This window comes from Flavobacterium antarcticum DSM 19726 (assembly GCF_000419685.1).
Taxonomy (GTDB): Bacteria; Bacteroidota; Bacteroidia; order Flavobacteriales; family Flavobacteriaceae; genus Flavobacterium; species Flavobacterium antarcticum.
In genome coordinates this window covers 113,008-125,176 of sequence record NZ_ATTM01000003.1, presented here as the reverse complement: position 1 = coordinate 125,176, position 12,169 = coordinate 113,008, and the positions used below count along the sequence as shown (strand labels likewise).

Sequence of the window (12,169 nt, the reverse complement as noted above, 5' to 3'; positions counted from 1 at the left end):
GAATTACAATTGTTGTTTTGTTGCGATATGTTGAAAATAAATCAACATTTTTTAATAATGTCAGATTTATTTGTAATTTGGCTACAACTAACCAACAAAATTTAAAACAAATGAAAGTGTATTTTTTTATTTTGTCCCTCTTTTTCTGCGGATGTACATTTGCACAAACAAAAACGACGGGACTGATTAAGGACAAAGATGGATTGTCCTTGCCAGGAACTAACATTGCGGTTGTTGGTGAAAATATTGGAACGATTTCAGATATGGATGGTAAATTTATTTTAATTGCCAATAAACAGCTACCCTTTAGCATCGAGATTTCGAGTGTCGGTTATACGTCACAAAAAGTGCAGGTGACAAAAAACAATCAAGTGGTAAACATTACCTTGCTTGAAGAAGAAAATCGTTTGAATGAAATTGTTATTTCAGCTTCACGAACGCCAGAACGAATTATTGAATCTCCAGTTACCATTGAGAGAATGGGACTTAAGGAAATTAGAAACACCTCTTCTCCTAGTTTCTATGAAGGTTTGGAAAACTTGAAAGAAGTACATTTCAATACAAGTAGTTTGTCTTTTAAATCAATCAATACACGTGGATTTGCATCAGTTGCAAATACGCGTTTTATGCAGTTGGTTGACGGAATGGACAATTCTTCACCTGCTTTAAATTTTGTTCTTGGAAACTTAATTGGTTTGTCAGAATTAGACGTCGCTAGTGTTGAATTACTACCAGGTGCTTCTTCGGCACTTTATGGAGCAAACGCATTTAACGGTGTTTTATTCATGACAAGTCGCAGTCCTTTTACAACGCAAGGCTTAAGTATGTACTACAAACAAGGTATTACTTCTCAAGATGCAGCAGGAGACAATGATTATTATGATTTTGGAATTCGTGCAGCTCACGCTTTTACACCTCATTTTGCAGCTAAAGCAAATTTTAACTACATGCAAGGTACAGAATGGATTGCTGCTGATGAAAGAAGCATGACAACTGGTGGAAATCGTAGTAAAAATCAAAATTATGATGGTTTGAATTTGTACGGTGATGAGGTAACAACTTTCATCCCTAACGTTGGACAAGTAAGCAGAACAGGTTACAGAGAACAAGATTTGTCTGACAATAAAGTGGAAAGCGTTAAAGCAGATTTCTCTTTGCATTTTCGCCCTTGGGAAAATGAATTTGAGATAATTTTACAACACAAACTTGGTTTTGGAAACACGATTTATCAAGGAGCAAACCGTTATTATTTGAAAGATTTTTACATGAATCAATCAAAAATTGAAGTAAAAGGTAAAAACTTTTTTGTAAGAGCGTACATGACAGGCGAAGATGCTGGGAATTCTTACGACATGCGTTTTGCAGGTTGGAACGTAAACAGAGCTTCTAAAACGGATAAAGGTTGGTTTACAGATTATGCAACGGCATTTTTACAGTCGCAAATTGGTTTAGGATATGATGCCAATGAAGCAAGAGATTTTGCTAGGAATTTTGCGGATAACAATGACGCTTCAATTGAAGGACTTGGTGCTAATCCTTTAGGTTTGACACCAAATGGCCAACCACGTTTCCTTCCTGGAACTCCAGAATTTAAGAATGCACTTGATGCAGTTACGGCAAACCCTAACTTAAAAGAAGGAGCTCAGTTTTTAGATAATAGTAAAATTTATCATGCCGATGTAAATTACAACTTTAAAGACATTATAAAAGTTGCAGAAATTCAATTGGGAGGTTCTCTTCGTCAATATGAAATGAACTCTTTTGGGACAATTTTCACGGATTATGATGGTCCAATTCGTTACGAAGAATTTGGAATTTACACGCAAGTTCAGAAGAAATTCATGGAAGAACGTTTGAAGTTTACAGGATCTATTCGTTACGACAAAGCACAAAATTTTGACGGACAGTTTTCACCAAGAATATCCTTTGTATATTCTGCAGGAGAATTGAAAAACCACAATTTCAGAGCTTCATTCCAAACGGGTTTCAGAAACCCAACGACTCAAGATCAGTACATTGGTTTGGATTTAGGGCCATTCGCTTTAATTGGTTCAGCACCAGACAATTTAAATCGTTATGTTGAGACAATGCCAGTTAGTGCTGCAGGTCAAGCAATTCCAGGAGCAAATATTCCTGCTGAAGTTACGTTAACAGGTGGTAACGCTTATAACAGTCCAGTATATTCTGTACCTTCGGTTACACGATTTGGTTTGTCACAAAATCCTGCTGATTTAGAAGTTGTAAATATAAATCTTGTAAAGCCAGAACAAGTGAAAGCTTTTGAAGTGGGTTACAAAACAATTTTAGAAAATGGTATTTCAGTAGATATGAATGTTTATTACAATATCTATAATGACTTTATGAGTACATCACGTATCATCACTCCTTACTACGGTATTGTTGGTTCTGATTTAACGGATCCACAAGTACTTCTGGGACTTCAAGCAATCGCGAACGGAGACAGAAGAGTATATCAAGTTTATACGAATACTTCTGAAAAAGTTAATTCTGCCGGTATCGGTATTGGATTGTCTAAAAAAGTATACAAAGATTTTGAGTTAGGATTAAATTATAACTTCTCTGATTTTGATTTTGATCAAGCCAAAGATCCATCATTTATTGCAGGATTTAATACGCCAAAACACCGTGTGAAAGCTTCTCTAGGAAACACAGCGCTTTTCAAAAACTTTGGTTTTAACTTCAACGCTCGTTACAATTCAGAATATTTATGGCAGTCTTCATTTGCTGATGGAATGGTTCCAGAAAATGTAGTTTTTGATGCTCAAATCAATTATGCAATTCCAGTTATTAAATCAGTATTAAAAGTTGGCGCTACTAATTTATTTGGTGATGATTACATTCAAGTTATTGGAGCAGGTTTGATTGGTCGTCAAGTATTTGCATCTTTAACTATAAATCCATAACTATAAACACTTTAGTCAAAATATAAAATACAACATTATGATAAAAAATTTCAAATGGCTACTGTTGGTTTTCTTGACCTTTGCAGCCTGTAATTCAGATATTGAGGACAATGAAGTAGTAGAAGTGCCAATCGTTGCAGGTTCTGCCGATTTTAGCACCTATGTAGCTTTGGGTAATTCACTAACTGCAGGATACAGCGACGGAGCGCTTTTTAAAGCGTCTCAGGATAATGCTTTTCCAAAATTAATGGCGGAACAATTTGCATTAGCAGGTGGTGGAGAATTTAAAACGCCTTTTGTGAATGATAATATTGGTGGCCTACTTTTAGGTGGTAATGTAATTGCTGCACCAAGATTGATTTTCTTAAATGGAGCGCCAACGGTATTGCCAAACGCAATGCCAACGACGGAAATCGCAGTTCCTTTAGCTGGACCGTTTAACAATATGGGAGTTCCAGGAGCAAAAAGTTACCATCTATTAGCTCCTAATTATGGAGATGCAGCAGGTGTAATGTCAGGAACAGCAAATCCTTATTTTGTGCGTTTCAGATCTAGTGCTTCCACTTCAGTCATTGCGGATGCAATGGCTCAAAATCCAACTTTCTTTTCACTATGGATTGGTAACAACGATGTTTTAGGTTATGCGCTTTCAGGTGGAGATGGAACAAATCCTATTACTCCTGAGGCACTTTTTACACAAGCTTACAATGGTTTAGTTACGACTTTAACTTCAAATGGTGCAAAAGGGATTGTTGCAAATATTCCAGATGTTAAAACGATTCCACACTTTAAAGTAGTTCCTTTTAATCCTCTAGATTCTGCAAATCCTGCTTTTGGACCGCAAATCGCTACTTTGAATGCAACTTTAGCACCTTTAAACCAGGCATTTGCTTTCCTAGGAGTTCCAGAACGTTCAATTGTTTTCAATGAAAACGGGAAAAGTCCAGTTGTTATTCACGACGAAACGTTGCCAAATCTTGCCGCTCAATTATCTGCTGTATTGCAAGGTGGAGGCGTTCCTGCTCCAACGGCTATGTTATTAGCAAACCAGTTTGGACAATCACGTCAGGCTACGGCACAAGATTTATTTGTATTGCCAGCTTCAAGTATTATTGGGAAGCCAAATGCACAATATTACGCTGCTTTAGTATCACAGGGAGTTCCTGCTGCAACTGCTGGGCAGTTATCAGTAAACGGTGTTACTTATCCGTTACAAGATAAATGGGTTTTATTGCCTAGCGAACAAATGGAGCTTCAAACGGCTACAACTTTGTTTAATGGAATTATCAAATCTGCAGCGGATCAAGCAGGATTAGCATTTGTTGATGTGAATGCAATTATGACGCAATTATCAAATGGCGGCGTTCGTTTTGACAATTACAACATGACGGCTGCTTTTGTACAAGGTGGAGCATTTAGTTTGGATGGTGTTCACTTGACGGCGAGAGCGAATGCGTACATTGCAAATCAATTTATGAAATCAATCAATACTACTTACGGTTCTACATTAAGAATGTATAAGCCGGGAGATTTTCCAATAAGCTACCCTGCATTTTTGCAATAGAAACAATTATATAATAAAAAAAGTCATCTTAACGGATGGCTTTTTTTGCGTTATAAAGTAGAGGATTATCATAAAAAATAATTTAGCAGACGAGTTGACTTAATTTTTGCATAAAAAAATACGTAAATTCTATTGATTATGTATTTTAAAAAATTATCTTTGCACTCTGAAAAAAGAGGTATTTTTCACAAACCTAAATAGCTATTTAATAAATACATAAGTAATGTCAAAAGTAATAGGAAAAGTTGCTCAAATCATTGGTCCAGTAGTTGACGTAGTTTTCAACGGTAAGGATGTTGAACTTCCAAAAATTTATGATTCATTGGAAATCACTAAAAAAGACGGTACCATTTTAGTACTTGAAGTTCAATCTCACATTGGTGAAAACACTGTACGTACCATTTCTATGGACTCAACAGATGGTTTAAGTAGAGGATACGATGTATTAGCTACAGGAAATCCAATCAAGATGCCAATCGGTCCCGATGTTTACGGTCGTTTATTCAACGTAATCGGAGATGCAATTGATGGTCTTGGAGATTTGCCTAAAACAGGTGAAAACGGAATGTCTATTCACCGTCAAGCACCAAGATTCGAAGATTTATCTACATCTTCTGAAGTTTTATTCACAGGTATTAAAGTAATTGATTTAATTGAGCCTTACTCAAAAGGGGGAAAAATTGGATTGTTCGGTGGTGCTGGAGTTGGTAAAACAGTATTGATTCAGGAGTTGATTAACAATATCGCAAAAGGTCACGGTGGACTTTCTGTATTCGCAGGAGTAGGAGAACGAACACGTGAAGGAAATGACTTACTTCGTGAGATGTTAGAGTCTGGAATTATAAAATACGGTGACGAATTTATGCACTCTATGGAAAATGGAGGATGGGATTTGTCTAAAGTAGATATGCCAGGAATGAGAGAGTCTAAAGCTACTTTCGTTTTCGGTCAAATGAATGAGCCACCAGGAGCTCGTGCTCGTGTAGCACTTTCTGGACTTTCTATTGCTGAATATTTCCGTGATGGAGCAGGAACAGATCAAGGAAAAGACGTTTTGTTTTTCGTTGACAATATCTTCCGTTTTACACAAGCAGGATCAGAGGTTTCGGCACTTTTAGGTCGTATGCCATCTGCAGTAGGATACCAACCAACATTGGCAACAGAAATGGGTGCGATGCAAGAGCGTATTACCTCTACAAACAAAGGATCAATTACATCAGTACAGGCGGTTTATGTTCCTGCGGATGATTTAACTGACCCGGCACCGGCAACAACATTTGCCCACCTTGATGCAACAACTGTATTGTCTCGTAAAATTGCTGAGCTTGGAATTTATCCTGCAGTAGATCCATTGGATTCTACTTCAAGAATCTTAACTCCACAAATTCTTGGTGATGAGCATTATGACTGTGCACAAAGAGTAAAAGAAATTCTTCAAAAATACAAACAATTGCAAGATATTATCGCGATTCTTGGTATGGAAGAACTTTCTGAAGAAGATAAATTATCCGTTTCAAGAGCACGTCGTGTTCAACGTTTCTTGTCTCAGCCGTTCCACGTTGCAGAGCAATTTACAGGATTGAAAGGAGTTTTAGTTGATATTAAAGATACCATCAAAGGATTTAACATGATCATTGACGGAGAATTAGATCACCTTCCAGAAGCAGCTTTCAACTTGAAAGGAACAATCGAAGAAGCGATTGAAGCAGGAGAGAAAATGTTGGCAGAAGCTTAAAAAAGTTTTCAGTTTTTAGTCGCAGTGTTCAGTACTGAGACTGTAAACTGAGACTGTAAACTTAAAAATTATGACTTTAGAAATAGTATCGCCAGAGGCAAAGTTATATTCAGGGCAAGTGACTTCAGTTACCGTTCCTGGGATTGATGGAGAATTTCAGATGTTAAATCACCACGCTGCAATTGTGTCGATATTAGCAAAAGGAACCATCAAAGTAGAAGCTAAAATTTTTGCAGCTACTAAAGAAGGAGAATCTAAATTCATATTAGGAGCGGACAGAAAGCATCATTTAGCTATCGAGTCTGGTACTTTAGAAATGAACGACAACAAGATTATTATTTTAGTAGATTAACTTCTATTTTACTTTATAAAGGAAGCCTAACATTCATTTGTTAGGCTTTTTTATTTATTTTTGACTCATGGAAAATGACCAGGAGTTTGAATTGATCGTACATGAAGGCAATCGACCGTTGTGGCAAACCGTTGTAGCAAGTTTGATTTTTACGGTCATGTTCTATTTTATTTATCGAATGGGACAATTGTGCTACCATTTTGGTTACTCGGAATACACTTTGAAAATGTTTCCGCACTTTGTTTTTCCTATTGCATACTGTTTAGTATTAGGCTTAGGATTTTCAGTAGTAAAATCCGTTTTGATTGATGTTGATACGGATAAATTAGTGACCAGATTTTCTATAGGTATGTTTTCTTATGACAAATCTTCACCCGTTCCAAGTTTAGAATACGTATCTGTTTTTAAAGATGCGAGAGGAGGTTATGATGTCAATCTGTGGTACATCGGAAACAAGCATTATGTAATGTGTGATTTCTACGACAGTGAAGCAGCATTCGTTTTTGCGCGTTATGTTGCGACGAAATTGAATCTGGAGTTGTTAGACGCCACTGTAAAAGGAGATTCTAAATGGATTGAAGTAAATCCGTCAGTTGATGTTTCCAATTAAGTCAAATCGTTATATTTCAGTGATTTTTACTCTTTCACGTATTCTAATATATCTGCAGGCTGGCATTCCAATACTTCACAAATAGCTTCCAAAGTCGAAAAACGGATGGCTTTCGCCTTACCAGTTTTCAATATCGAAAGGTTCGCAGTCGTCATCCCAATTCGTTCTGCGAGTTCGTTAGAACGCATTTTTCGGGTGGCAAGCATTACATCTACATTTACTATAATTGGCATGTCTAAATCGTTAAAAGGTTTTCTTGTTCAATTACTTCTCCTTTGGTGATGATATCTGAAACTGCGAGTACCGCGATTCCAATTATTAAAAGCAAGCAATAAATTATTGACGATAATAGTAAAGATTCTTTGTCTACAAAGCTACCGTTGATGAAGCCATTTAAAATAGCAAGAATGCTTGAACCAACTAAAATCAGTCCTCCTGTTTTCAGATGCTTCGCACTTTTTGCGTTGAAATAAGTGTTTCGTAGAAAACCTTGTAATGCTTTTTGAATATTAAAAATTCCACAAAGAAGCATTATTGAAATAAGAATGGAAATGAACGGCGTCAAGATTCCGAAATTGCGGTAGGCATAGACTTCTAGTAGGTTTATTTCGCCTAGAAAAATAGTGAGTAGACTTCCTGTTATTCCTAAAACACCGAATATCATAAAGAGGAACAGGGTAATATATAGAATTTTAATTTTTTTCATAATGAGTTGTTTTAAAGTGTTAAGTCATTTTCTTCTTTCAGGTTCTTTGCGATTTTAAATACTTCACTTAAAACCATGAAGAACAATCCCAAGCTGATTACTAATAAAGGTGAATCGAAGCCAACTTCTAGCTTGAACCCCATTTTAGTTCTATAAAACGCATTGTACAGAAAAGTGGGGATTACCATTAAGAGTGTTGAAGTAACGACACAAATCCCGATGACATTGAAGTTGCGGATGACTTCAGCACTGAATAAGTCTTTTTTAATAAAGAATCCAATGGTTTTTCGGAGTAAATAAATTCCATAAACGAAGAAGAGTGCACTTACTGCCGCAAAAACCAAAACCACTTTCCCTTGCCAATTGTCTATGATTAATTCACGTCCTTGCATTTTTATTGGTATTCCATCCATTTGACCTAGAATGGCAAAAGGAATAAATAGCACGAATGCTAAAACAGTTAAACATGAAAGATAAAAAGCAAGATCAATGCACGCTTTTAAAACATTTAGTTTTCTCATATAGATTCAAATTAGATTATATGCAAATATAGTTTTATTATTGAATAACAATAATAAAACATTATAAAACAATTAAAATTTATCTAATTACGCTATTCTGTGAAATATAAAAACCATTAAAGTATCAAGTTGAATCAAGCTTTTATGCTTCATTTTCTTAACACCTTAATGGTTTAAAATTTATATTAATAATAGTTACATTACGCGAACCACAAAGTAATTCTTCTTCCCGCGTTGCAACAACACAAATTTATTTCCAATCAAATCATCCGCTTTCAAAACGAAATCTTCAGTCACTTTTTCTTTATTAACCGAAATCGAATTCTCTTTTAAAGCTCTTCTCGCTTCACCGTTCGAAGCTAAAAAAGACGTCTTTTCATTCAATAAAGTCACAATATCAATTCCGGCATTAATATCAGAAATAGAAACTTCCGCTTGTGGAATTCCTTCAAATATTTCAGCCAACTGATTTTCATTCAACGTTTTCAAATCAGTCATGTCTTTACTAAAGAAAGCGCCCGATGCGAAAATCGCTCCGTCCAAGTCTTCTTTCGAATGCACCAATAAAGTCAGTTCATCAGCCAAACGTTTTTGTAAAACTCTTAAATGAGGCGCTTCTGTATGTTCTGAAATAATGCCCTGAATCGTTTCTTTATCTAGAAAAGTAAAGATTTTAATGTACTTTTCTGCGTCAACATCTGATGTGTTCAACCAAAATTGGTAAAATTTATACGGCGAAGTTTTATCAGCCGTCAACCACACATTTCCGCCTTCTGATTTTCCGAATTTAGAACCGTCAGCCTTTGTAATCAATGGACAAGTCATGGCAAAAGCCTTTCCTTTTTCAGCATTATCTACGTTCATTCTGCGGACTAATTCCGTTCCTGTGGTGATGTTTCCCCATTGGTCGCTTCCTCCCATTTGAAGCAAACAATTGTACTCCTTATTCAAGTGGTAGAAATCGTAACCTTGAATCAATTGGTACGTGAATTCGGTAAAACTCATTCCGTCACCGGCATCGCCAGAGAATCTTTTTTTCACAGAGTCCTTTGACATCATATAGTTTACAGTAATTCTCTTACCCACATCACGAGCGAAGTTGATGAACGAAAAGTCTTTCATCCAGTCGTAATTATTCACTAAAATTGGTGCATTTTCGTCTTTTGCATCGAAATCTAAAAACCGAGAAAGTAGGGCTTTAATTCCTGCGACGTTCTTGTCTAGCGTAGGTTCGTCAAGCAAGTTTCGTTCGTCTGATTTTCCCGAAGGATCGCCTATCATTCCTGTTGCACCACCTACTAAAGCGATGGGTCTGTGGCCAAAATTGCGCAAATGTTTCAAAATAATAATTGGCACCAAACTCCCAATATGTAATGAGTCGGCGGTGGGGTCAAACCCTATATATACAGTAGTAGCTTCCTTTAATAATTGTTCTTCCGTTCCGGGGATCATGTCTTGCACAAGCCCTCTCCATTGCAATTCTTCTACTAAATTCTTCATTTTTATACAAATATTTGCGCAAAGATAACAATTCAATCGCCAATCTCAATAGTAAAAATAAGCTCTTTTTGGAGCGAATCGATCGTGCTTTTTTGGTTTCCGTATTCCCGCTTTCCGCTGCAATCTTTTTTATTTAGTACCTCGGGCAACGCCCAAGGCAGTAAATAAAAAAGGATTTCCACTTCAATCGGGGCTGTTCAAGTTTTAGAGTTTTCTTTTGGAATGGTTTGCAGTAATGTTGAAGAATAAGGCAATCGTATAATGTTTATAACAACAGGCGACATTTATCACCTTGACGAAGGAAGAGCCAAATCACATTTTAAGAGGCATCTTCAATTTTATTTGTCAAATTTATTGTTACGATAGCATTGTAACACAACATTCTTCTAGAGTTACCAACTTGTAGACTTTAGGAACAAGTAATAATTAGAGCACTTATCCACAATCATCTTCAACCATACTTGTCATTCCGTAGAAATCTAATTCAGTGATTTTATTAAATGAGAGATTTTTTTATTTACATTTACTTTCAACTAAAAATCTGTAGTCCTTATTCACTTTTAAACTGCAGTAAACAAATTCAAGAAGCTTATGAAAACGAAAGGAAAAACATTTAAAGTGAATACGATTTTAATACTGATAGCAATGACATTATATTCTTGTAACTTTAGTAAATCAGTTGAAAAAGACCTATCAACAGGTGCTTTTTCTAGTGCAGACGGTATCAGTTCAGATAAAGTAATTATCGAAGTAAACGGAAAAAACGATAATAGAACCGATTATGCCTTTGGTGATAAAATAAATCTTGTTTTTGAGAATGTAGAAGGGTTAACTAAATCTGACGGTAAAGTGTTTCCCGGGCTATCGGTAATTATTGTAAAAAATGAAAAAGATACATTACTTTCAAGCCCTGACTTGCTTAAAGATTTTAACAATGGAACAGCTCTTTCTCCTTTAAAATTAAATGCAAATTTTAGTGCAGCGTTTCCTTCAAAAAGTGGTGACAAATTTATGGTGCATGTAAAAATATACGATAAAAAAGGCAAAGGAACTTTTAATTACGAATTGCCTTTTACTGTGAAAGAAAGCGATTTGCTTCGAATAAAAAATAATGGACTTACTTATTCCAATATCTATTTGTGGAATGAAACGCTTAAAGAACCGGTTTTAAATAATAGTGTAAACTCAGACCACCTACTCATTTTGATTCTTGATGGAGTGGAGGGAATGGAGCCGATTAACGGTAAAGTTTTTCCTGTTTTTTCGCTTAATTTGACTGACAATATTGGAAATGCAATTATATCGAGTCCAAATATTTTGAGTTCTATAGAAAATGTGGGCGCTTCTGCTGCGGATTTGAAGAAACAGGTGACGGCTAAAATTACCATCACAAAAGGGACATTTAATAATCCTTGGAAATTAAGTGCAAAGTTGAAAGATAAAAATTCTGAAAAAGAGATTCTGATTGAAACCGAATTAGTGATAGAATAAATTTAACTCCGTTCTGTAATCAAAAAATCACATATTAAACACTAATGACCCACTGCACCGCCTGCCAAACCCCAGTTACTCAAAACTTCTGTCCCAATTGTGGACAAGCAGCCCTTCTAAAACGAATTGACGGACCTTACATCCTTCACGAAATCATACACGTTGTTCATTTTGAAAAAGGAATTTTGTACACCATCAAAGAGCTACTGATCAGACCTGGCGAAAGTGTGCAGAATTTCATCAATAAGAATAGAAGCCGATTAGTAAAGCCTATCATTTTCATCGTAATCAGTTCGTTGATTTATACGCTAATCAATAGTTTTTTTCACATTGAAGACGGTTATATGAAAATTGAGGAAGCGAATCCAACTTCCATCGGTATTATGATGCAATGGATTCAAAATCATTATGGATATGCTAATATTTTAATGGGCGTTTTTATTGCTTGGTGGCTCAAATTATTCTTCAGAAAGCACCTCTATAATTTCTACGAAATAGTCATCATGTTGTGTTTTACCATCGGAATGGGAATGCTTATTTTTGCGATTTTTGCGTTGATCCAAGGTCTTTTTCATGTTCAGGTCATGCAAATTGCAGGAATCGTTGGTTTTGTTTACATGACTTGGGCGATTGGACAATTTTTTGACAAAACAAAAATAAAGAGTTACGTGAAGTCGTTCTTTGCCTACGTTTTAGGAATGATTTCCTTTTTTGTTGTGGTAACAATTATTGGGACAATTGCGGATTTAATTCTTTAGGTAATTGC

At 35.9% G+C, this 12,169-nt stretch carries 11 protein-coding genes; 7 read left to right on the top strand and 4 right to left on the bottom strand.

Going from position 1 to position 12,169, the window contains the following annotated elements; translation table 11 throughout:
* Nucleotides 1–110: 110 nt before the first annotated feature.
* The 5 genes from YWA_RS0105875 to YWA_RS0105855 all read left to right on the top strand — a co-directional run bounded on the left by YWA_RS0105875 (nt 111) and on the right by YWA_RS0105855 (nt 7,185).
* Nucleotides 111–2,924, top strand: coding sequence for a carboxypeptidase-like regulatory domain-containing protein (locus YWA_RS0105875; RefSeq protein ID WP_026718616.1), 2,814 nt, complete (start codon nt 111–113; stop codon nt 2,922–2,924).
* A gap of 37 nt (nt 2,925–2,961) precedes the next feature.
* Nucleotides 2,962–4,488, top strand: a complete 1,527-nt coding sequence (locus YWA_RS0105870) for an SGNH/GDSL hydrolase family protein (RefSeq protein WP_022827568.1) — start codon at nt 2,962–2,964, stop codon at nt 4,486–4,488.
* A gap of 223 nt (nt 4,489–4,711) precedes the next feature.
* Nucleotides 4,712–6,223, top strand: coding sequence for a F0F1 ATP synthase subunit beta (gene atpD / locus YWA_RS0105865; protein ID WP_022827567.1), 1,512 nt, complete (start codon nt 4,712–4,714; stop codon nt 6,221–6,223).
* A 70-nt stretch (nt 6,224–6,293) separates the two neighbouring features.
* Nucleotides 6,294–6,575, top strand: coding sequence for a FoF1 ATP synthase subunit delta/epsilon (locus YWA_RS0105860; RefSeq protein ID WP_022827566.1), 282 nt, complete (start codon nt 6,294–6,296; stop codon nt 6,573–6,575).
* A gap of 67 nt (nt 6,576–6,642) precedes the next feature.
* Nucleotides 6,643–7,185, top strand: coding sequence for a hypothetical protein (locus YWA_RS0105855; RefSeq protein ID WP_022827565.1), 543 nt, complete (start codon nt 6,643–6,645; stop codon nt 7,183–7,185).
* A 26-nt stretch (nt 7,186–7,211) separates the two neighbouring features.
* Here YWA_RS0105855 and YWA_RS0105850 read toward each other — a convergent pair whose 3' ends face one another.
* From YWA_RS0105850 to tyrS, 4 genes are all read right to left on the bottom strand, one after another.
* Entirely contained in the window at nt 7,212–7,418 is a 207-nt protein-coding gene (locus YWA_RS0105850) for a helix-turn-helix domain-containing protein (RefSeq protein ID WP_022827564.1), read from the bottom strand.
* A gap of 2 nt (nt 7,419–7,420) precedes the next feature.
* Nucleotides 7,421–7,891, bottom strand: coding sequence for a DUF2975 domain-containing protein (locus YWA_RS0105845; RefSeq protein WP_157505307.1), 471 nt, complete (start codon nt 7,889–7,891; stop codon nt 7,421–7,423).
* A gap of 11 nt (nt 7,892–7,902) precedes the next feature.
* Entirely contained in the window at nt 7,903–8,412 is a 510-nt protein-coding gene (locus YWA_RS0105840) for a DUF2975 domain-containing protein (protein WP_022827562.1), read from the bottom strand.
* 195 nt (nt 8,413–8,607) lie between these two features.
* The gene (tyrS, locus tag YWA_RS0105835; protein WP_022827561.1) at nt 8,608–9,912 is read right to left on the bottom strand and encodes a tyrosine--tRNA ligase; all 1,305 of its coding nucleotides are present in this window, start codon (nt 9,910–9,912) and stop codon (nt 8,608–8,610) included.
* 591 nt (nt 9,913–10,503) lie between these two features.
* Here tyrS and YWA_RS0105830 point away from each other — a divergent pair.
* Both YWA_RS0105830 and YWA_RS0105825 read left to right on the top strand, forming a co-directional pair.
* Nucleotides 10,504–11,403 carry a hypothetical protein gene (locus YWA_RS0105830; RefSeq protein ID WP_022827560.1) on the top strand — a complete coding sequence of 300 codons (900 nt, stop codon included), beginning with the start codon at nt 10,504–10,506 and terminating at the stop codon, nt 11,401–11,403.
* A gap of 44 nt (nt 11,404–11,447) precedes the next feature.
* The gene (locus tag YWA_RS0105825; RefSeq protein WP_022827559.1) at nt 11,448–12,161 is read left to right on the top strand and encodes a DUF3667 domain-containing protein; all 714 of its coding nucleotides are present in this window, start codon (nt 11,448–11,450) and stop codon (nt 12,159–12,161) included.
* Nucleotides 12,162–12,169 lie beyond the last annotated feature (8 nt).